At 60.6% G+C, this 20,535-nt stretch carries 21 protein-coding genes; 9 read left to right on the top strand and 12 right to left on the bottom strand.

Annotated elements, in window-relative coordinates:
* Positions 1 to 48 precede the first annotated feature (48 nt).
* From dapE to KVG91_RS16440, 3 genes are read left to right on the top strand one after another with little or no spacing between them, the layout of a single operon-like run.
* On the top strand, positions 49 to 1,200 hold the full coding sequence (gene dapE, locus KVG91_RS16450; RefSeq protein WP_169378539.1) for a succinyl-diaminopimelate desuccinylase: 1,152 nt from the start codon (positions 49 to 51) through the stop codon (positions 1,198 to 1,200).
* Positions 1,200 to 2,009, top strand: a complete 810-nt coding sequence (locus KVG91_RS16445; RefSeq protein WP_169378540.1) for a putative RNA methyltransferase — start codon at positions 1,200 to 1,202, stop codon at positions 2,007 to 2,009. Before dapE ends, KVG91_RS16445 begins: the two co-directional genes overlap by 1 nt.
* A gap of 48 nt (positions 2,010 to 2,057) precedes the next feature.
* Positions 2,058 to 2,435 (top strand): hypothetical protein, encoded by a 378-nt coding sequence (locus tag KVG91_RS16440; RefSeq protein ID WP_169378541.1) that lies wholly within the window; start codon positions 2,058 to 2,060, stop codon positions 2,433 to 2,435.
* 138 nt (positions 2,436 to 2,573) lie between these two features.
* Here KVG91_RS16440 and KVG91_RS16435 read toward each other — a convergent pair whose 3' ends face one another.
* Entirely contained in the window at positions 2,574 to 2,783 is a 210-nt protein-coding gene (locus tag KVG91_RS16435) for a cold-shock protein (protein WP_169378542.1), read from the bottom strand.
* Between the two features lie 182 nt (positions 2,784 to 2,965).
* On the opposite strand from KVG91_RS16435, the gene plsB reads away from it, so the two are divergent.
* Genes plsB through KVG91_RS16420 form a run of 3 tightly spaced genes read left to right on the top strand, consistent with a single transcriptional unit; the run spans position 2,966 to position 6,667 of the window.
* Positions 2,966 to 5,485, top strand: coding sequence for a glycerol-3-phosphate 1-O-acyltransferase PlsB (gene plsB / locus KVG91_RS16430; RefSeq protein ID WP_169378543.1), 2,520 nt, complete (start codon positions 2,966 to 2,968; stop codon positions 5,483 to 5,485).
* Positions 5,486 to 5,536: 51 nt separating this feature from the next.
* Positions 5,537 to 5,938 (top strand): YbaY family lipoprotein, encoded by a 402-nt coding sequence (locus KVG91_RS16425; RefSeq protein WP_169378544.1) that lies wholly within the window; start codon positions 5,537 to 5,539, stop codon positions 5,936 to 5,938.
* Positions 5,939 to 5,977: 39 nt separating this feature from the next.
* Positions 5,978 to 6,667, top strand: coding sequence for a DUF4197 domain-containing protein (locus KVG91_RS16420; protein WP_169378545.1), 690 nt, complete (start codon positions 5,978 to 5,980; stop codon positions 6,665 to 6,667).
* Positions 6,668 to 6,704: 37 nt separating this feature from the next.
* On the opposite strand, the gene KVG91_RS16415 is transcribed toward KVG91_RS16420, so the two are convergent.
* The 4 genes from KVG91_RS16415 to KVG91_RS16400 are packed head-to-tail and all read right to left on the bottom strand — an operon-like array spanning position 6,705 to position 10,099.
* On the bottom strand, positions 6,705 to 7,298 hold the full coding sequence (locus KVG91_RS16415; RefSeq protein WP_169378546.1) for a LysE family translocator: 594 nt from the start codon (positions 7,296 to 7,298) through the stop codon (positions 6,705 to 6,707).
* A gap of 48 nt (positions 7,299 to 7,346) precedes the next feature.
* Positions 7,347 to 7,964, bottom strand: a complete 618-nt coding sequence (locus tag KVG91_RS16410; RefSeq protein WP_169378547.1) for a LysE family translocator — start codon at positions 7,962 to 7,964, stop codon at positions 7,347 to 7,349.
* 21 nt (positions 7,965 to 7,985) lie between these two features.
* Positions 7,986 to 9,302, bottom strand: coding sequence for a serine hydroxymethyltransferase (locus KVG91_RS16405; RefSeq protein WP_225927017.1), 1,317 nt, complete (start codon positions 9,300 to 9,302; stop codon positions 7,986 to 7,988).
* A 32-nt stretch (positions 9,303 to 9,334) separates the two neighbouring features.
* Complete coding sequence (locus KVG91_RS16400; protein ID WP_169378549.1) at positions 9,335 to 10,099, bottom strand: HalD/BesD family halogenase; 765 nt, start codon at positions 10,097 to 10,099, stop codon at positions 9,335 to 9,337.
* Between the two features lie 165 nt (positions 10,100 to 10,264).
* On the opposite strand from KVG91_RS16400, the gene KVG91_RS16395 reads away from it, so the two are divergent.
* On the top strand, positions 10,265 to 10,720 hold the full coding sequence (locus tag KVG91_RS16395) for an Lrp/AsnC family transcriptional regulator (RefSeq protein WP_169378550.1): 456 nt from the start codon (positions 10,265 to 10,267) through the stop codon (positions 10,718 to 10,720).
* Between the two features lie 123 nt (positions 10,721 to 10,843).
* On the opposite strand, the gene KVG91_RS16390 is transcribed toward KVG91_RS16395, so the two are convergent.
* On the bottom strand, positions 10,844 to 13,912 hold the full coding sequence (locus KVG91_RS16390; RefSeq protein ID WP_169378551.1) for an efflux RND transporter permease subunit: 3,069 nt from the start codon (positions 13,910 to 13,912) through the stop codon (positions 10,844 to 10,846).
* A 5-nt stretch (positions 13,913 to 13,917) separates the two neighbouring features.
* Positions 13,918 to 15,018 carry an efflux RND transporter periplasmic adaptor subunit gene (locus KVG91_RS16385; RefSeq protein WP_169378552.1) on the bottom strand — a complete coding sequence of 367 codons (1,101 nt, stop codon included), beginning with the start codon at positions 15,016 to 15,018 and terminating at the stop codon, positions 13,918 to 13,920.
* Positions 15,019 to 15,111: 93 nt separating this feature from the next.
* Here KVG91_RS16385 and KVG91_RS16380 point away from each other — a divergent pair, with 93 nt between their 5' ends.
* Positions 15,112 to 15,747 carry a TetR/AcrR family transcriptional regulator gene (locus tag KVG91_RS16380; protein WP_169378553.1) on the top strand — a complete coding sequence of 212 codons (636 nt, stop codon included), beginning with the start codon at positions 15,112 to 15,114 and terminating at the stop codon, positions 15,745 to 15,747.
* Positions 15,748 to 15,960: 213 nt separating this feature from the next.
* Here KVG91_RS16380 and KVG91_RS16375 read toward each other — a convergent pair whose 3' ends face one another.
* Positions 15,961 to 16,743, bottom strand: coding sequence for a class I SAM-dependent methyltransferase (locus tag KVG91_RS16375; protein ID WP_169378554.1), 783 nt, complete (start codon positions 16,741 to 16,743; stop codon positions 15,961 to 15,963).
* Positions 16,744 to 16,839: 96 nt separating this feature from the next.
* Between KVG91_RS16375 and KVG91_RS16370 the strand changes: the two genes are divergently transcribed.
* The gene (locus KVG91_RS16370; RefSeq protein WP_169378555.1) at positions 16,840 to 17,460 is read left to right on the top strand and encodes an energy transducer TonB; all 621 of its coding nucleotides are present in this window, start codon (positions 16,840 to 16,842) and stop codon (positions 17,458 to 17,460) included.
* Positions 17,461 to 17,463: 3 nt separating this feature from the next.
* Here KVG91_RS16370 and KVG91_RS16365 read toward each other — a convergent pair whose 3' ends face one another.
* The 4 genes from KVG91_RS16365 to KVG91_RS16350 are packed head-to-tail and all read right to left on the bottom strand — an operon-like array spanning position 17,464 to position 20,171.
* Positions 17,464 to 18,162 (bottom strand): extensin-like domain-containing protein, encoded by a 699-nt coding sequence (locus KVG91_RS16365; protein ID WP_169378556.1) that lies wholly within the window; start codon positions 18,160 to 18,162, stop codon positions 17,464 to 17,466.
* Between the two features lie 3 nt (positions 18,163 to 18,165).
* Positions 18,166 to 18,993 (bottom strand): isocitrate lyase/PEP mutase family protein, encoded by an 828-nt coding sequence (locus KVG91_RS16360; protein WP_169378557.1) that lies wholly within the window; start codon positions 18,991 to 18,993, stop codon positions 18,166 to 18,168.
* 27 nt (positions 18,994 to 19,020) lie between these two features.
* The gene (locus KVG91_RS16355; protein ID WP_169378558.1) at positions 19,021 to 19,881 is read right to left on the bottom strand and encodes a DUF72 domain-containing protein; all 861 of its coding nucleotides are present in this window, start codon (positions 19,879 to 19,881) and stop codon (positions 19,021 to 19,023) included.
* On the bottom strand, positions 19,881 to 20,171 hold the full coding sequence (locus KVG91_RS16350; RefSeq protein ID WP_169378559.1) for a hypothetical protein: 291 nt from the start codon (positions 20,169 to 20,171) through the stop codon (positions 19,881 to 19,883). The genes KVG91_RS16355 and KVG91_RS16350 overlap by 1 nt, the downstream gene beginning before the upstream one ends.
* Between the last annotated feature and the right edge of the window lie 364 nt (positions 20,172 to 20,535).

The following is a 20,535-nucleotide window of genomic DNA, read 5'->3' as shown; positions in this document are numbered from 1 at the left end:
TTCTGTACATTCGTCCAGCGCCCATACAATGCTTCCCGGAGTTTCCCCATGACGGCCCATGCCGACCTTTCGCCGACCCTTCAACTTGCCATCGACCTGATCCGTCGCCCGTCGGTCACGCCGATCGACGCCGATTGCCAGAAGCTGATGATGCAGCGCCTGGGCGATGCCGGGTTTGCGCTCGAGCCGATGCGCATCGTCGAGGTGGACAACTTCTGGGCCACCCATGGCAAACACGACGGCCCGGTGCTGTGTTTTGCCGGCCACACCGACGTGGTGCCGACCGGCCCGGTGCAGGCGTGGCAGAACGACCCGTTCGACGCACTGATCGATGAACACGGCATGCTCTGCGGGCGTGGCGCGGCGGACATGAAAGGCAGCCTGGCGGCGATGCTGGTCGCTGCGGAGCGTTTCGTCAGCGACTATCCCGACCACAAGGGTTCGGTGGCGTTCCTGATCACCAGCGATGAAGAAGGCCCGGCGCATCACGGCACCAAGGCCGTGATCGAACGCCTGGCCGCGCGCAAGGAGCGCCTGGACTGGTGCATCGTCGGCGAACCCTCGAGCACCACGCTGGTGGGCGATGTGGTCAAGAACGGCCGGCGCGGCTCCCTCGGCGCGACCCTGACCGTACGCGGTGTGCAAGGTCACGTGGCCTACCCGCACCTGGCGAAGAACCCGATCCACCTGGCGGCGCCGGCCTTGGCGGAACTGGCCGCCGAGCATTGGGATGACGGCAACACGTTTTTCCCGCCGACCAGCTTCCAGATCTCCAACCTCAATTCCGGCACCGGCGCGACCAACGTGATCCCCGGTGACCTGACCGCGGTGTTCAACTTCCGCTTCTCGACCGAATCGACCGTCGAAGGCCTGCAACAACGCGTTGCGGCAATTCTCGACAAGCATGGCCTGGACTGGCACGTGGAGTGGGCGCTGTCGGGCCTGCCGTTCCTCACCGAACCGGGTGCGCTGCTGGATGCGGTGTCATCGAGCATCAAGGCCATCACCGGGCGTGAGACCAAGGCCTCCACCAGCGGTGGCACCTCCGATGGGCGTTTCATCGCGACCCTTGGCACCCAGGTGGTCGAGCTGGGCCCGGTCAACGCGACGATCCACCAGGTCAACGAGCGCATTCTCGCCAGTGACCTCGATGTGTTGACCGAAATCTATTACCAGACCCTGATCAAGTTGCTCGCCTGATGCTCGCCTGCCCCATTTGCAGCGCACCGCTCAACGCGGTGGACAATGGCGTGGCCTGCCCTGCCGGGCACCGTTTCGACCGCGCGCGCCAGGGTTATCTGAACCTGTTGCCGGTGCAGCACAAGAACAGCCGCGACCCGGGCGATAACCTGGCGATGGTCGAGGCGCGCCGCGACTTTCTCAACGCCGGGCACTACGCCCCGGTGGCCAGGCGCCTGGCCGAGCTGGCCGCCGAGCGTGCCCCGGCGCGCTGGGTCGACATCGGTTGTGGCGAGGGTTACTACACCGCACAGCTTGCCGAGGCCCTGCCCCACGCCGACGGCTATGCGCTGGACATCTCCAGGGAAGCGGTCAAGCGCGCCTGCAAGCGCAACCCGGCGCTGACCTGGTTGATCGCCAGCATGGCCCGCGTGCCCTTGGCCGATGCCAGCTGCCAGTTCCTGGCCAGCGTGTTCAGCCCGCTGGACTGGCAGGAGGCCAAGCGACTGCTCAGCCCGGGCGGCGGCTTGATGAAGGTCGGGCCGACCAGCGGCCACCTGATGGAACTGCGCGAACGCCTGTACGACGAAGTGCGTGAGTACACCGACGACAAGCACCTGGCCCTGGTACCGGACGGCATGAGCCTGGCGCACAGCGAAACCCTGGCATTCACGCTGAGCCTGGCCAAACCCCAGGACCGCGCCAACCTGCTGGCGATGACGCCCCACGGCTGGCGCGCCAGTGCCGAGCGCCGCAACCAGGTGATCGAGGCGGCCGAACCGCTGCTGGTCACTGTGTCGATGCGCTACGACTATTTCGTGCTTCAATAACCGACTTTTCCGCGAATGGATTTTCGAATCCCGCAACGAGGAACATCCATGCGCCAACCCGATATCGAGATTTACCTGAAGGACACCGACGTCGACCACAAAGCGATCGCCGCCTGGCTGGGCGCCGCCTTGGGCCCGTGCACCGACTGGGTCCAGAAGGGCCAGACCTACAAGTGCAAGGCTGGCACCGTGCCGGTGACCTGGTTGCCCAAAGCGGTAGGCAAATGGAACAGCCTGTACCTGGAAAGCGACCAGACCCCATGGGACGACGACATCGCCTGCGCCCGCGCCGCGTTTGCCGCGCTGAACGTGGAAGTGCGTTGCGCACCGGGGACCTGGGTTGAGGAAGAAGGTGAAGAAAGCGCTGATCGCTGGATGCGCATCAGCGCGGACGGTGAAGAAGAGATCACTTGGAAAACCGCCTGATCCAAACCTGCTAACCCAATCAAAATGTGGGAGCTGGCTTGCCTGCGATGCAGACACCTCGGTCTGTCAGTAAGACCGCAGTGATGCTATCGCAGGCAAGCCAGCTCCCACATGGGTTGGGTTACCAAACCAAGGTTTTTACAGACCCACCACATCCTCCGCCTGCAAGCCCTTCTCGCCGGTCACCACGGCGTATTCCACCTGCTGACCCTCCGCCAGGGAGCGATGGCCCTCACCGCGAATGGCGCGGTAGTGTACGAACACATCCTTGCCGTCGTCGCGCTGGATAAACCCATAGCCCTTTGCATCGTTGAACCACTTCACGTTACCGGTTTCGCGCTCTGCCATCTGTCTTACTCCCACATGCATTTTTATTGTTGAGTGAGCGGTGTTGAACTGCCGAGTATATGACAGGCTCAAAAACGATCAACTCAAGTTTACATCGCTGCTTTTTTGCCGATTTTCGGCGAATACGGCACACTACGCGCCCGAGCGCCTGCTCGGTTTTCTCCACTTGAAGCAGCACGCCTATGACCCGCTCTCCGTTCCGCCGTCTAGTGTTTGGCACCTTGCGCCGACTGTTGTACCTCTGGGTCCGCTCAGAGACGATCAACCAGTCGTCCCTAACCCTCAACCTGGACCGCAGCCGGCCGGTGTTCTACGTCCTGCAATCGCCCTCCCTCAGCGAATTGGCCGTGGTCGATGCCGAATGCACCAAGGCCGGCCTGCCGCGCCCGGTGCTGCCGGTATCGGTCGGTCCGCTGATGGAGGCGGCGGCGTTCTTCTACCTCACACCGGAGCCGGACTGGCTCGGCCGCCAGGACAAGCGCGGCGCACCGCCAACCCTGACCCGTCTGGTCAACACCCTGGCCGAGCACGCCGAAGAGAATGCACAAATCATTCCCGTCAGCGTGTTTTGGGGCCAATCTCCCGAGAGCGAGTCCAGCCCGTGGAAGCTGTTGTTTGCCGACAGCTGGGCGGTCACCGGGCGCCTACGCCGGTTGTTGAGCATCCTGATCCTGGGGCGCAAGACCCGCGTGCAATTCTCCGCGCCTATCAACCTGCGTGAATTGATCGAGCACAATAAAGGTCACGAACGCACCGTGCGCATGGCCCAGCGCATCCTGCGTGTGCACTTTCGTAACCTGAAGACCGCGGTGATCGGCCCCGACCTGTCCCACCGGCGTAACCTGGTGAAGGGCCTGGTCAACATGCCACTGGTGCGCCAGGCCATTGCCGACGAAGCCGAGCGGGAGAAAATCTCCCCGGAAAAAGCCAAGGCCCAGGCCCTGCGCTACGGCAATGAGATCGCTTCGGACTACACCTACACGGCGATCCGCTTCCTGGAAGTGGTGCTGAGCTGGTTCTGGAACAAGATCTACGACGGGATCAAGGTCAATAACATCGAAGGTGTGCAACAGGTTGCCCAGGGGTACGAGGTGATCTACGTACCGTGCCACCGCAGTCATATCGACTACTTGTTGCTGTCCTACCTGCTGTTCAAGAATGGCCTGACGCCGCCGCATATCGCCGCCGGGATCAACCTGAACATGCCGGTGATCGGCAGCCTGCTGCGCCGTGGTGGTGCGTTTTTCATGCGCCGCACCTTCAAGGGCAACCCGTTGTACACCTCGGTGTTCAACGAATACCTGCACACCCTGTTCACCAAGGGCTTTCCGGTGGAGTACTTCGTCGAAGGCGGCCGCTCGCGCACCGGGCGCATGCTGCAACCGAAGACCGGCATGCTGGCGATTACCCTGCGCAGTTTCTTGCGCTCCTCGCGCATGCCCATCGTGTTTGTGCCGGTGTATATCGGCTATGAACGCGTGCTCGAAGGCCGCACCTACCTGGGTGAGCTGCGCGGCGCGAGCAAGAAGAAAGAGTCGATCTTCGATATTTTCAAAGTGGTCGGCGCGCTCAAGCAGCGCTTTGGCCAGGTCGCGGTCAACTTCGGCGAGCCGATCAAGCTGGCCGAATTCCTCGACGCCGAGCAACCGGACTGGCGCACGCAGGAGCTGGGCCCGAACTACAAGCCCGCCTGGCTCAACCAAGCCACCCACCGCCTCAGCGAACAAGTGGCGCGCCATTTGAACGAAGCCGCGGCGGTGAACCCGGTGAACCTGGTGGCGCTGGCACTGCTGTCCACCACGCGCATGGCGCTGGACGAGCAAGCCATGGCGCGCCAGTTGGACCTGTACCTGGCCTTGCTGCGCCGCGTGCCTTACTCGCCCCACACCACCCTGCCCGATGGCGATGGCCTGGCGCTGATCAAGCATGTGAAAGACATGGGCCTGTTGTCGGAACAGAGTGATGCCCTGGGCAAGATTCTGTACCTGGACGAGCAAAACGCCGTCCTGATGACCTACTACCGCAATAACGTGCTGCACATCTTTGCGCTGCCGGCCTTGCTGGCGAGCTTTTTCCAGAGCAGCTCGCGGATGAGCCGCGATCAGATTCTGCGCTACAGCCACGCGCTGTATCCGTATCTGCAATCGGAGCTGTTTATCCGCTGGTCGCTGGAAGAGCTGGACACCGTGATCGACCAGTGGCTGGACGCCTTTGTCGAACAAGGCCTGCTGCGTTTCGAGAACAACGTCTACCTGCGCCCGGCGCCGAGCTCCCGGCACTTTGTATTATTGACGCTGCTGTCCAAGAGCATCGCCCAGACGCTGCAACGCTTCTACATGGCGATCTCGCTGCTGCTCAACAGCGGCCAGAACAGCATCAGCGCCGAGGAGCTGGAAGACCTGTGCACGATCATGGCCCAGCGCCTGTCGATCCTGCATGGCCTCAACGCCCCGGAATTCTTCGACAAGAGCCTTTTCCGACATTTCATCCAGACCTTGCTGGAGCAAGATGTGCTCCGCCGCGATGAGGCCGGCAAATTGAGCTACCACGATCTGTTGGGCGAGCTGGCGGAAGGCGCCGCCAAGCGTGTGTTGCCGGCGGAGATTCGCCTGTCGATTCGCCAGGTAGCCCTGCACCGGGTAGATGGTGCAGCCGAAGCGCCCGAGGAAGCGCAAACGCCAGATCCTGAACAAACCCGCTAGATTTAAAAAGGCGCCGGTGGGATGCCGGCGCCGTTGAAAAGGAGCTGCACCATGAAAAAGATCATTCTCCTGGGCCTCACTGCCCTGCTTGGAGCCTGCCAGTCCATGAGCCCTATACCCAAGTCCAGCCTCGACGGCGAAGTGTTCTACCTGCAACGCATCGCCTTGCCACCGACTGCGACCTTGAGCGTCAGCCTGCAAGACGTGTCTGTGATGGACGCCCCGGCCGTCACCCTGGCCGAGCAGAAAGGCCCGGTCACAGGCCAGGTGCCGCTGCCGTTTCACCTGAGCTACGACCCGGCGCAGGTCAAGCCCGGCCACCGTTATTCGGTCAGCGCTCGCATCGAAGTGGACGGCAAGCTAATGTTCATCACCACCGAACGGCACGCGGTGCAGCTCAACGGCCAGGATCCACAACCGTTGCGCGTGCGCGTTGACGCTGTGACCCACTGATAGCCTCTAGAACAAAAGCCATATCAAAAGGAAGCACCCATGCTCCGTAAATCCCTTCGCCTCACTGCCCTGTGTGCCAGCCTGCTGTTCGGCGCCAACGCCATGGCCCTGGACTTGAGCAGCCTGTCCCAGGGTGACGCCAGCGGCGGCCTCAAGGACGCATTGACCCAAGGCGCGCAGATCGCAGTGAAACAACTGGGCACACCCGGCGGTTTCAGCAATAACCCGGAGGTGAAGATCGGCCTGCCTGGCAAGTTGGGAAAGGTCGCCGACAAGCTGAAAATGTTCGGCATGGGTGACCAGGTCACGCAGTTGGAAACCAGCATGAACAAGGCGGCGGAAACCGCCGTCACCCAGGCACAGCCGATCCTGGTCAACGCCGTCAAGAACATGAGCGTGACCGACGCCAAGGGCATCCTCAGTGGTGGTCAGGACTCCGCCACCCAGTACCTGAACAAAAGCAGCCGCGACCAGATCCGCGCCAAGTTCCTGCCGATCGTCAAGGCCGCCACCGACAAGGTCGGCGTCGCCCAGCAGTACAACGCCCTGGCCGGCAAGGCCGCAGCCTTTGGCGCGCTGGACGCCAAGAGTGCCAACGTCGAAAACTACGTGACCGAGCAGGCGCTGGATGGGTTGTTCAAGATGATCGCCAAGCAGGAAGAAACCATTCGCGAGAACCCTGCGGCTGCCGCGACCAGTTTGGCGAAGAAGGTCTTCGGGGCGCTGTAAACCCCGAGCGGAGCGTTCCCCGTAACCGGGAGCGCTCCTAATGCAGGACCGAACCAGCCAGACGCCCTATCATCAGTGTCGCAAAGCACCCGATTGCAATGGAGGTTGCCCGGTTAATCTTCAGGGGCGTCAGCCAAGTCTTGTTTGTACCGGTGATTCGGCTGCCAAACAGAATCCACGTGGAGCCCACCGGTATGATGACCAACGCCAGGGTGCTCATGAAGGCGGCATACCCGTGCAGGGTAACGAAGGCATCCATCGGCGCGATGAATGAAACGATCAGTAAGCCCTTGGGATTCATCACCGTCAGCAAAAAGAAAGACGGCCCTGAAAAGCGATCGCGGTCAGGATTGCCTCCGCCATTCTTGCGCTGCCACAACGAGCAGGAGAGAAAGAGCAGATAGCATGCAGCGGCCAGTTGCGTCGCTCTAACCACCCACGGCGACCAGGCTGACAGGTAGAACAGCGAGCCACCCCACACCGATACCTGTATCAGATACGCCACGCACTCGATGAACGCCAGCCGCCAGGACGCCATGAAGCCAAACAACACCCCTGCGCGCAGCAACAGCGTGTTGGTCGGGCCAGGCACCACCAACAGCAGCGCCAATGCAGAAACGGTTCCAAGCATGGGTAAATCCTCGGCGGGAAATGATATAGCGTTTTTCCACCGATAGCGCTATTGCGTCAGCGTGAAGGACCAGGCGACCGTCGCTATCATTAAAATCGCAAAGCTGACGTTGAGTACTCGGCTCCAAGTGGGATGGATGAATAATCGGCGCAACTTGCTCCCCGCAAATAACCATAGGAAATCGAACACCACGCAAACCAACAGACAAATCAAAGCCTTCATCGCTTGTTCCCAGGCTGGCGCCGTACCCAGGGTAAAACTGCCCAGCAGCGCCGCAAACGCGGCATAGGCCTTGACGTTGGCGGCTCCCAGAAAAAAACCGGCTCCCCAGCCTGGCGTGACGACGGCTTGTTCATCCTTGATGGGCGGCGCAGTTCCAATGCGATAAGCCAGCCAAACCATATAAAAGATGGAGAGGACGGTCAGCACCGTCGCCATTATCGGAAAGCTGTGCAATACCACATACAGGCCCGTGGCAACCAATGTCATGGCAATCACCAAGCCCAGCGTAATCCCGGCAAAAAACCCAACCGAACGTTTCAGGCCATAAGCGGCGCCACTTGCCGCCAGTGCCAATGTTGCCGGACCGGGACTGGCGAGCAACGCGATGGCAGCGACGGCAAAGGTCAACGTGGCCTGATAAACGGAAACGACGGTGTCGGGCATATGAGCCTCCTTTGAGAATGACTAGCGGGGTAGTCCGTTCTCATGGCAGTAATAGACAGTTCTGTAGTTCTTCATGAAATCGATCACACCGTTGGCAACTGCCATCGGGTCCTCTTTATGCAGCAATACGCTGACAATCTGGTCGGCTATCCATGCCATCTCCCGCTCTTTCATGCCCAGCCGAGTCACTTCCACAGTACCGAGGCGAATACCCGATTCCTTGTAGGGGTCCGTATCCCACGGCAGTGGCATTTCGTTGGTGATGATGTTGGCCGCCTCCAGGCGTTCCACGGCCTCACGACCGCTGGCAAAAGGCTTTGAATCGATCACAATCTGATGAGTACGGGTGTAACCCTGCTCTCTATAAAAAGCGGTCACGCCCCTAAGATCCAAGTGCGTGGCCAGCGCCTGTGCGTTACTCACGACTTGCTTCATGTAGGCCTGCCCGTACTCCAGCATCTCGGTGGCAGCCACCGCGAGTGCCGCCACCCGGTTGATCTGGTGACTGCCGGTCAGCGTGGGGAAAATCGCCTCATGCACAGGTGCCGTCAACGCCGTCTCATTCCACACGATCACACCGCCCTGGGGGCCGCTGAACGTTTTTCCGGAAGAACCGGTCATCAGGTCCGCACCTTCCGCCAGCGGGTCCTGAAACAGGCCGGCACTGATCAAGCCCAATTGGTGGGCGGCGTCGAAATAGACCTTTCCACCCCAGGGTGAAACGATGCCTTTGATGTCAGAAACCGGCAGGGGAAACAGGGTCAATGTCATGCCGAGGCCAATCACGGCTGGTTTGAGGGTTTGGGCAACTTCGCTGAAACGCGTGAGATCGATATCACTGGTCTTGTGCACAAAGGGAACATCCCAAACCTTGAGCCCCCTTACACCAGGCGGGCCATTGGTCCGATTGCTGGTATCGCCTCCCCTAATCACCGGTACGGTCATGACATTGTCTTCGGGACGGGTCAAAGCCGTGTACGCCGCCAGAACGGCTGCCATGCCCCCCATCAGCCGATGATCGGCGTGCTGGACGCGAAACGTGGTTTTCAATAATTCCACGCAAAGCGATTCCAGCTCGTCGATATTCTTCATACCGGAGAAAAAACGGTTGTCACGTCCAATATGCCCGCCCGAAGCGCGCGTGCCGACCTCACTGGACAGCAAGGCGCGCACGGACGGGCTGGTCGGTGACTCGGCGGCCACAAGGTTAATGCACTGCTGCCCGCGCCATTGTTCATTACGAACTACCGCCGCGCGAACCAGGTCAGCCATGGCCGCGTGCGACTGCGCCTGTTTGAGTAAGGTACTGGCGTGCTGCAAGCAGCGGATATCGTGCATGATCGTCATCCCGTGGGTGGAATTTTAGTGCTCTATGCCAGGCTTTTTGCAGCCTCTGCGTGTTGGTCTTCCCACCAACGATCATTGCCGTGCAGGTTTCTGGAGAGATCTTTTTCAGCAGCCCATGTCATGTTCAGGATGATGCGAGTGGCATCTTCATTCAGTGGAATTGTGCGGTGCAGCGTGGTATCCGTGCGCAGGAAATAAATATCCCCTGTCGTGAAGCCATAAGTGGCAATCGGATTACTGCACAACAGTTCGTGAATCCTGGGATCGGATTTATCCCATGAGGTATGAGGCACACATTGCAACATGCCGCCCTTGGCGATGGGAGGTGTCTCAATGATCCAGATCAACGCGAAACTGTAGTCACCCCAATGCCAGCCATGGGTATCGCCTTTGCGCTCCTGCTTTGTGATCAGGAACTCCTCATCCTGGGAAACGGAAGCGACGATCCGCGTGTTGGCGATTAAAGACAACGTGCCGAGTAGCACGTCGGATTTGGACAGCGCACCGATCAACGGGCTGTTTTCAGCAATAAATTCACTGCGTACCACGCTCATGTAGCGCGGTGTGTTATCGGTTGTTGCCAAGTGCAGGTCACGACGTTCGAGTTGGCGCTCGATCAGACTATGGACATCCGCAGTTATTGTTTCGCGTAATGCGTCATCGACGATATCGCGCAATTTTATAAAGCCATTACGCGAAAATTCATTACGCAACGCAAACACTCTTTTTTCGGAAAAATTATCGGCATGGTATTGTTGCAGACGAGCCTCATCAAGTACGTAGTTCATTTGAACTCCTCGATAAATAGATTAAGTCAAAAAAAACAGCACAGTACTGCGCATGACTGCACAAAAACCATAGGCAGGATACTTAAAAAAATCCATTCTTTTTTTAGGGATCTGTGGTATGTAATAATTTCACGCTATTTCATCAATGTTCGTAAGGTCTCCCTAATGAAAAAGCTTACAAAGAGCGGCCATAAATTAGACTCTATTGATAGCGCGCTGATTGTTGCCCTCCATCAGAACGCACGCACGTCTATTCGCGCACTGGGTCGTCAGGTGGGTCTGTCCGCGCCAGGTTGCAGCGAGCGCCTCAAGCGTTTGGAGGTGGCAGGTATCATCGTCGGGTTCAGCGTCGAACTGGGCGCCGAGGCATTGGGGTATGTACTGCAAGCACTAGTCAGGGTTAAACCCTTGACAGGAAAGTTCCAGGAGGTGGAACAGTTACTTACAAACATGAGCGAATGCGTGGTGTGCTACAAAATAACCGGAGAAGACAGTTTCGTTTGCCATCTCTATACAGAGTCGGTGGGACACTTGGACCTGACGCTGCAAAAAATCACGCCACTGGCCGACACCAATACGTCAATTATTAAAACGGTCGACAAAAAGCTGCCCAACTTCTAGATAATTAGAGTGGGCGTCATTCAGGCTTTATAAGCAGTTATCGGATTTCAGGCATTTCCCACTTTTCCCAACGCTTATCAGGCGCATGCGTATTACATACGCCTCATAGCCAATACCCCTTTGTTATGGCCGAGTTTCGTTCTTGACGCGAAACCATCCCGCATACAGCGCCGGCAGAAACAACAACGTCAACGCCGTCGCCACAATCAACCCACCCATGATCGCGACGGCCATTGGCCCGAAGAACACACTGCGCGACAGCGGAATCATTGCCAGCACCGCCGCCAGGGCGGTCAGCACAATCGGACGGAAGCGTCGGACGGTGGCTTCGATGATCGCTTGCCAGGGTGCCAGGCCGGCCTTGATGTCCTGTTCGATCTGGTCCACCAGGATCACCGAATTACGCATGATCATGCCCGACAGCGCGATGGTGCCCAACATCGCCACGAAGCCGAAAGGCTGACGGAATACCAGCAGGAACAACGTCACCCCGATCAGCCCCAGCGGCGCGGTCAGAAACACCATCGCCGTGCGGGAGAAACTGCGCAGTTGCAGCATCAACAGGGTCAACACCACCACGATAAACAGCGGCACGCCGGCCTTGACCGAGTTCTGGCCGCGGGCGGAGTCCTCGACCGTACCGCCAACATCCAGCAGGTAACCGTCCGGCAGCTCGGCACGCACGCCTTCGAGGGTGGGCAGGATCTGCTGGACCAACGTCGCCGGTTGCTCCTTGCCATAGATATCCGCGCGGACGGTCACCGTTGGCAGGCGGTTGCGGTGCCAGATGATGCCCTCTTCGAAGCCGTATTCGAGGGTGGCGATCTGCGACAGCGCCACGCTTTTGCCATTGTCGGTGGGCACTGCCAGGCTCGGCAGCAATGACAGTTCGGTGCGCTCATGCACGGTGCCGCGCAGGAGAATCTCGATCAACTCGTTGTCCTCCCGGTATTGACTGACGCTGGAGCCGGTCAACGAACGCTGCAGGAATTTCGACAGGTCGGCCGTGCTCACGCCGAGGGCACGGGCGCGGTCCTGGTCGATATTGAGGTAGACGATCTTGCTGGGCTCTTCCCAGTCCAGGTGCACATTGACCACGTGGGTATTCTCGCGAACCCTGGCCGCCACTTTGCGTGCCAGGGCACGCACCTCTTCGATATGCTCGCCGGTCACGCGAAACTGCACCGGGTAGCCCACGGGCGGGCCGTTTTCCAGCCGCGTGACGCGTGAACGCAGGTCGGGGAATTGTTCATTGAGGGTTTCGATCAGCCAGGTGCGCAGGCTTTCACGTTCCTCGATGGTTTTAGCCACTACGACCAACTGGGCAAAACTGGCGGCCGGCAACTGCTGGTCCAGCGGCAAGTAAAAGCGCGGCGAACCCGTGCCGACATAGGCCACATAGTTGTCAATGCCGGCGTGGCCCTTGAGCAGCCCTTCCAGGCGCTTGACCTGCTCGGCGGTGTTGCTTAACGAGGTGCCTTCGGCCAGCTTCAGGTCAACCATCAGCTCCAGACGACCGGACGCCGGGAAGAACTGCTGCGGTACGAAACGGAACAGGGCGACCGAACCGATAAACAGCAGCAAGGTCAGCACGATCACGGTTTTACGCCGCCGCACGCACCACTCCACCACGCGCCTGACGCGCTGGTAGAAGGGTGTGCCGTAGGGATCCGGGCCATCGGTGCCGTGCTTGGCTGCATGAATTTTCGCCAGGTCCGGCAGGAGTTTTTCGCCCAGGTAAGGCACGAACACCACGGCGGCGACCCAGGAAGCGAGCAACGCAATGGTCACGACCTGGAAAATCGAACGGGTGTACTCGCCGGTGCTCGACTGCGCGGTGGCAATCGGCAGGAAGCCCGCCGCCGTGATCAGCGTTCCCGTGAGCATCGGGAACGCGGTGCTGGTCCAGGCGAAGCTGGCGGCCTTGAGCCGGTCATAGCCTTGCTCCATTTTGATCGCCATCATTTCCACGGCGATGATGGCATCATCCACCAGCAAACCCAACGCCAACACCAGGGCCCCGAGCGAGATCTTGTGCAGGCCGATGCCGAGGTAATACATGGTGGCAAACGTCATCGCCAGCACCAGCGGAATCGCCAAAGCCACCACCATGCCAGTGCGAACACCGAGGGAGAAGAAACTCACCAGCAGCACGATGGCCAAGGCTTCGGCCAACACTTGCACGAATTCGCCGACGCTGGTTTTCACCGCCGCCGGCTGGTCCGACACCTTGCGCAGCTCCATGCCCGCCGGAAGATTCTTCTGCAGGCGTGCGAATTCGCCTTCCAGCGCTTTGCCCAGTACCAGAATGTCACCGCCGTCACGCATGGCCACGGCCAGGCCAATGGCGTCCGCCCCCATGAAGCGCATGCGCGGTGCCGGTGGGTCATTGAAACCACGGTGGATGTCGGCCACATCGCCGATGCGCAAGGTTCGGTCACCGACGCGTAACGGGAAGTTGCGGATTTCTTCGACGCTCTGGAAGTTGCCCGACACGCGCAGTTGCACGCGTTCGCTAGGCGTTTCAAAGAAGCCGGCGGTGGAGACCGCATTCTGCTCCTGTAACGCCTGTTGCACCGCTGCCAAGGGCAAGCCGAGGGTGGCGAGCTTGAGGTTGGACAGTTCGATCCAAATTTTTTCGTCTTGCTGGCCAAGCAGCTCGACCTTGCCCACATCCGCTACACGCTGCAGTTGTATCTGGATACGATCTGCGTAGTCCTTGAGCACGGCGTAGTCGAAACCCTCGCCGGTCAGGGCGTAGATATTGCCAAAGGTGGTGCCGAATTCATCGTTGAAAAACGGTCCCTGGATGTCCGGCGGCAAGGTCTGGCGGATGTCGCCGATCTTCTTGCGCACCTGGTACCACAACTCGGGGATCTGCGCCGAATGCATGGCGTCACGCGCCATAAAGGTGACCTGGGATTCACCGGGGCGCGAGAAGGAAACAATGCGTTCGTACTCACCGGTCTCCATGAGTTTTTTCTCGATGCGTTCGGTGACTTGCCGCGAGACTTCCTGGGCCGTCGCGCCGGGCCAGTTGGTTTTGATCACCATCGCCTTGAAGGTGAACGGCGGGTCTTCACTTTGTCCCAGTTTGGAGTAGGACAAGGTGCCGACGACGGCCAGCAGAATCATCAGGAACAGTACGATCTGGCGATTACGCAACGCCCATTCGGAAAGATTGAAACCCATGGGGACTACTCCTTGGCCGCCAGATTCACCACACGGTTGGAGCGATCCACCGGGCGCACTTGCTGGCCCTCGTGGAGCACATGCACGCCGGCGGCGATGACCCAATCCGTCGGGGTCAGGCCTTCGAGCACCGGGACGGTTTTTTCACCAAAGGCGCCGATGCGAACCGGCACGCGCTTGAGGGTATTGCCTCGCTGCACACGCCAGACATAGGACGCACCGTTCTCGGCGCTGACGGCAGACAGCGGCACCGACAGGGGGGTAGCACCTTCAGCCTGTATGAACACGCGAGCGCTCTGGCCCAGCTCAGCCGGGACCTTGCCGCCGGTGAACGCCACGCGGGCAGCGAACGTACGCGACTTGGGATCGGCCGCCGGCGACAGCTCACGAATACGTCCGCTGAAGCGCTGGTCGGGCTGGCTCCACAGTTCAACCGATACCGGCTGGCCGATCTCGAAGCGGCCGAAACCCTGCTCCGGCAGACTGATCAGCACTTCGCGGTCGCCATCGGTCGCCAGCGTGAACACGGTCTGGCCAGCGGACACGACTTGGCCGACCTCCACCGCGCGCTTGGCAACCACTCCGTCCTGGGGCGCACGCAGTACCGCGTAGCCCGCCTGGTTGCTGGCCACGTCGAACTCCGCCTTGATCTGCTTGAGGCGTGCAACACCTGCTCGGTAGAGGTTTTCGGAATTGTCGTACTGGGAACGGCTGACCATCTGACGGTCCATCAGCGTCTTGTAGCGGTCGCGCTCGGCACGCACCAGGCTCAGATTGGCCTCGGCGGCGGCGACTTGGGCGCGAGTCGCTTCCAACTGCAGGCGCACATCCTGCGGGTCGAGCTCCGCCAACGCCTGGTTGGCCTTGACCCGCTCACCCTCCTCCACCAGGCGCTTGCTGACTTTGCCGCCGATGCGAAAGGCCAGGTCCGGCTCATAGCGTGCGCGTACTTCACCGGGGTAGCTGTCCATCGACTGCGAAGCAGGCTGTGGCTGCACCACCATCGCCGGGCGAACCGCGGTCTGGACCGCCTCTTCATGGCCGCAACCGGCCAGCAGGTACACCAGACTGATAGGCAAAGCAAAGGGCAGGAAAGTGCTGCGCATGCTGGAGGACCTTTCGCAAATGAAGCGAGGAATTATTATACTGGCGGGTATGTTATTAATACCAAACTCGCCAGTCCAGTATTAAAGGTGAAAATGTCCGACAATCCCGTAAACACCAATAGCCCCGGGCGCCCCAAGGACATGGCAAAACGCCAGGCTATCCTCGAAGCCGCAAAAAACCTGTTTTTGAGCAATGGCTATGCCAATACCAGCATGGATGCCGTGGCACTGGAGGCCGGCGTCTCGAAACTGACGGTCTACAGCCACTTCAACGACAAGGAAACGTTGTTTACCGCTGCGGTGGTGGCCAAGTGCGAGGAACAGCTGCCGGTGATGTACTTCGAGCTGCCCGCAGGCATGCCCGTAGAGGCCGTGTTGTTGAATATCGCGCGGGGGTTTCACCGGCTGATCAACAGCGAAGAGTCGGTCAACCTGCATCGCCTGATGATGACCACCGGCAATCAGGACGTGAAACTCTCCCAGATTTTCTTCGAGGCAGGGCCCATGCGCATGCTGCAGGGCATGGAGCGCCTGCTCGGCAAGATCGACCAGAGCGGCGCGCTGAGCATCGACAAACCGTTCAGGGCGGCCGAGCACTTCTTCTGCCTGCTCAAGGGCACGGCGAACTTTTGCTTGCTGTATGGCTGCGGTGGGCAGCTGAGTGAAGCAGCTGCCGAGGAGCATGTGCGGGAGGTGGTGGGGTTGTTTATGCGGGCGTACCGGCCTTGAAACCCGCGATAAGCATAGCTTTCTACACAATATTTGTAGTCAGCGGGCTTGCCCCGCGCTGGGTGGCGAAGCCGCCCCAAACCGGCCGGCGCATTCTTCCAGGTAGAACTCAGGCGCCTAATTTTGGGGCGGCTTCGCCACCCAGCGCGGGACAAGCCCGCTCACTACAGAAAGTTATGCAGATACCCAGGCCTTCTCAAGACCAGTGAAGGCTCAAGGCTTGAGCGCTTTCCTGGGATAAATGTCATACCGGCTGGACTTTCCATCCAGCGCATGGCTCGGCTTGGGCCCTTCAATGCACGGCGCCTTGCGCGGGCGCTTGACCACCACGCGGTGGCTGGCCAGGGCCAGGGCGGCGGCGAGCAGCGCGGGGGCATCCGGATCATCGCCGACCAGCGGCCGGAACAGACGCATTTCCTTCTTCACCAGGGCGGTTTTTTCACGGTGTGGAAACATCGGGTCGAGGTAGATCACCTGGGGCGGCTCGCCTTCCCAGCTGCGCATCACGTCGATGGAGTTGCCCTTGAGCAGCTTCATGCGCGCGACGATGGGCGCCACCTCACTGTCCCGGGCACCGCGCGCCAAGCCGTCTTCGAGCAAGGCGCCGATCAGCGGTTGGCGCTCGATCAGGCTCATCTCGCAGCCCAGGCTGGCGAGCACAAAGGCGTCCTTGCCCAGGCCGGCCGTGGCGTCCAGCACCCGTGGACGTACGCCTTGGGCGATGCCCACGGCCTTGGCGATCATCTGCCCGCTGCCGCCGCCATACAGGCGTCGATGCGCCGCGCCGCCTTCGACGAAGTCCACACGCACGGGCCCGGGCGCATCCGGCCCGAGCTGTTGCAACTGCAGTCCATGCTCGCCAACCTGCAACGAAAACTCCGCATCCGCTACCGCTAACGGCAAGCCAAGCTGCTGCGCCCATTGCTCGGCACGGTGCTTGAACCCTTCGCCCAAGGCCTCGACCTGGATGCGGCTGGCCGCTGGTTGTTCGCTCATCAATCGCTACGCTCAAAAATATTAAGGATCGGCCAATACCGGCCGATAAAAACAACAGTCAGGTATTTTGCCAGAGCTGAGCGTCGACCGAGAAAAATGTCAGACATTCTCCCCCTAACCATCGGTGTACTGCCGACCCACAACCACTACGGCCTGCGCAATACTCAAGCGCTGGCCGGGGTGAGTCACGTGTGGCAGGACTTCTTCGCCCGGGCATTGGCCGAGCAGCTCGGCGATACGCCGGACGCGCTCGCGGTTCAAGCACCGGCTGCGGTGGACCCGGCGGTGGAACCCAGCGAAGGCGCCGACGTGCTGTCGCAGATCCTCACCCAGCGTGAGTGCGACGTAAAAGACACCGAGATCGCCCCGCCGGAGCCGTTGTTCCTGCCGATCGCTGAGTTCGAAACCGAACTGCTGCCACCCGCCGCCACGCCGTTCCCGGCAGAAGAAATCGTCGCCCAGCAACGCCAGCAGAACTTCGAAAGCGGCTGGGTACGGCCAATCGTACTGACCGCCGGCCTTCCATTGCCGGAACCGGGCCCGGCGCCGCAGCCACGCCCATTGCACCTGCCCATCGCCGAATTCGAGCTGGACCTGCTGCCTCCCGCCGCCACGCCGTACCCGACCGAAGAACTGATCGCGCAACAAAAGGCGCTGGACTTCGATTGCTACTGGGCGCGCCCGCTGGTCGCTCAGAACCTGCGCCTGGCCGCTTGAACCTCAGCGACACACCCACCAACGTCCCATGTCCAGATGAAAATGATTGCGGTGCGCCGCGTTGTAGTCGGGGCCCAGCACCACGTTGAAATTGTCGCAGGCGCCCTCGCGCACCTGGCGCAGGAACCGCGCACTATCGCCCTCCCCCGGCCAATCCTTGAGCACACTGATGCTGCGCCCATCCGCCAGGCGGAAACCGGCGATGTCCAACGCGTTCGCCGAGGCATGCTGGCTAAGTCGCCCGCTGGCCCGGTTATACATATTGCGGCAGGCAAAGCTGCCGAGGTGATCGACCCGCGTTACCGCCTGGCTGAAGATCGCCTGGGCCGCCGGTTGCAGGCTGTGACGCTCGAACAGGGCAAACGCCACCGCCAGTGGGCAACTGGCGAGAAAACTGCTGCTTAGCCCAACCGCCGCGCCCTGTACGCGCAAGGTATTGCGCAGCGGGCAAGCGGCATCGGCAGGCGAATCGGCCTGGTGGCTGACGCGCAGGCCTGACGTTTTCAGCACTTGGTCGCACAGTGCCGGGTCGTCCTGCAGGCGCCCCAGCTTATAGCGCGTCAGCAGATTCGGGTTGGCGCGCACATCAAGCGGCGCCCACGGGTTCCACTGCGCAGGCAGCGGCACCCAGCCACGCCAGACGCCAACGGCAAAAGCTCCAGCCAGGATCAGCAGCACGCCGATCACATTGAACAAACGCACCGCTTACCCCTTGAAGAACTGGTTGGCCTGACTGAACGGCATCTTGCGCTCGGTAAAGGTGAATGTGCCCAACTCAGAGACTTCCCGGGCCGCGCGGTAGAACTCGCCATAGGCGGCCAACGCCAGCGCCGAGCCGACACTGATACGCCGTACGCCCATCGCGCTGAGCTGCGCAACGCTGAGGTTCAGGCCGCCGGACATCAACACATTCACCGGTTTGGGCGCCACCGCCTTGACCACTGCGAGCACCTCCTCGGCAGTGCTTAGGCCCGGCGCATACAACACGTCGGCACCGGCTTCGGCGTAGGCCTGCAGGCGACGGATGGTGTCAGGCAAATCCAGGCGACCGTGCAGGAGATTTTCCGCGCGGGCCGTCAACGTAAAGGCGAATGGCAGGCTGCGGGCGGCGGCAACGGCGGCTTCCACGCGCTCGACGGACAGCTCGAAGGAATAGACCGGGTCGGCGGCAATACCCGTGGCATCTTCGATGGAGCCGCCGACGATACCGGTGGCAGCGGCACGCAGGATGGTCCGGGCGCAGCCTTCGGGCGTGTCGCTGAAGCCGTTCTCCAGATCGGCAGCCACCGGCAACGCAGTGGCCTGGACGATCATCGCGGCATTGATCAATGTGTCTTCCAGGGACAACGCTCCTTCCGCATCGGGCCGCGCCAAGCTGAACGCGTAGCCCGCACTGGTGGTGGCCAATGCTTCAAAACCCAGGCTGCCCAGCATCACGGCGGAGCCTGCATCCCATGGGTTGGGCATCACGAACGCACGGTCGCGTTCATGCAAGGCCTTGAAGGTATCGGCGCGAAGGGTTTGGGCATCCATGTCTGGCTCCTGGGCGGAAAAGGAGCCCTAGAGTAACCCCAGTTGCTCCCCTGCGGGAGCGCGATCCAGGGTTGCCAGTGGCGGCAGGCCGGGCAGGCGTGCCATCAATTGGTCGTGGAAACGCAGGGCCAGTTGCGCGGCAAGACGGTTGTCCGAGGTATGCAGGAACACGTAAGGGGTACGGCCTTCTTCGATCCAGCCCGCGACCTTTTCCACCCAGGGCTTGAGGAGCGGGTCGTTGGCGTCCAGGTCGGGATGGCCGATAAAACGCACTTGGGGAAACTGCGTCAGCGCGGCCGGGCGGGTTGGCACCTTGGGCTTTTTTGACTGCGCATGCAACACCGCCGGCGCGGTGGATGTGCAACTGAACAAGGCACGTGGATCAAGGCAAATCCGCTCGACGCCACGGTCACGCAACAAACGGTTGAGCTTGCGTTCTGCATCGCCCTTGGCGAAGAATTCCGAGTGCCGCACTTCGACGGCCATCGGGCGCTCGACCCCGTCGATGAAGCCCGCCAACTCCCCCAGGCGCTGCGCTGTAAATGTCGCGGGCAGTTGCAGCCAGAACGGCGAAACCCGCTCGCCCAGTGGGCTCATCAACCCGACGAAGCTCTCGGCGGCCGGCAATTGCTCGATCAGGTTGCCACTGTGGCTGATATCACCGGGGAACTTGGCGGTGAAGCGAAAATCTGCAGGCATGATCTCGGCCCAGCGCTGCACGGTGGCGGCCGAGGGTCTGGCATAAAACGTGGTGTTGCCTTCAACGGCATTGAAGACTTGGGAATACAGCGCGAGGTAATCGGTGGAGCGCGCATCGGCCGGGTACAGGTACTCGCGCCAGGCGCTTTCACTCCAGGACGGGCAACCGAGGTAATAAGGCAAACGCATCAGATGTGGATGTCGAGACCCAGCACTTCCATATCCCAGTCGACAAAACCGGCGGTGGTCAGGTAGCTGGCCAGGGCGGTGGCGACGCTTTTGCTCATTGAGCGCGGGAAGACCATGTCTTGCTGACGGGCGGGAAGACCGCTGATACGTGCTTGAGCGTTGGCCTGCGCCTCGGATTGGACTTCGATGAAGTCCGGCGAATCCTCGACGGACTCGTCTACCGTGACGTTGGCCTTTCGCGGCTTACGCTTGACGGGGTAGGACGGTGAAGAAAATCCATCTATACGCATATATGCGAACTCGGTATCAGTGATGGCATTTTAGTGGCGACTTCCGTTGCGCGCAAATGCTCTGGTGATAACTAGAACACATAATTTGAAAAAGGTTTAAAAACGGGGGCAGATTCTGACGATTGGTGCTCAATAGACGCGCGTTTGCGATTTCTTTGGCAGCTCGCTGGGTGTGTGGCTGTGGTATTGCCTTGGGACTTGCTGCCGTGGCGGCCTTCAGGCCGACCATGTGGCTGGGGGTGGCCGCGTACATATCCATTTCTGCGGTAACGGCGGCTATTGGTTCCGCCCTTACGGCGGGTCACTTTGGAAAAGCCCCAAAGTAACCAAAGGGCTCTTGCCCCACCACTCGGCACCTCGCTTG

It is taken from the genome of Pseudomonas azadiae (assembly GCF_019145355.1).
GTDB lineage: Bacteria > Pseudomonadota > Gammaproteobacteria > Pseudomonadales > Pseudomonadaceae > Aquipseudomonas > Aquipseudomonas azadiae.
This window is presented reverse-complemented; position numbering and strand designations above follow the sequence as displayed.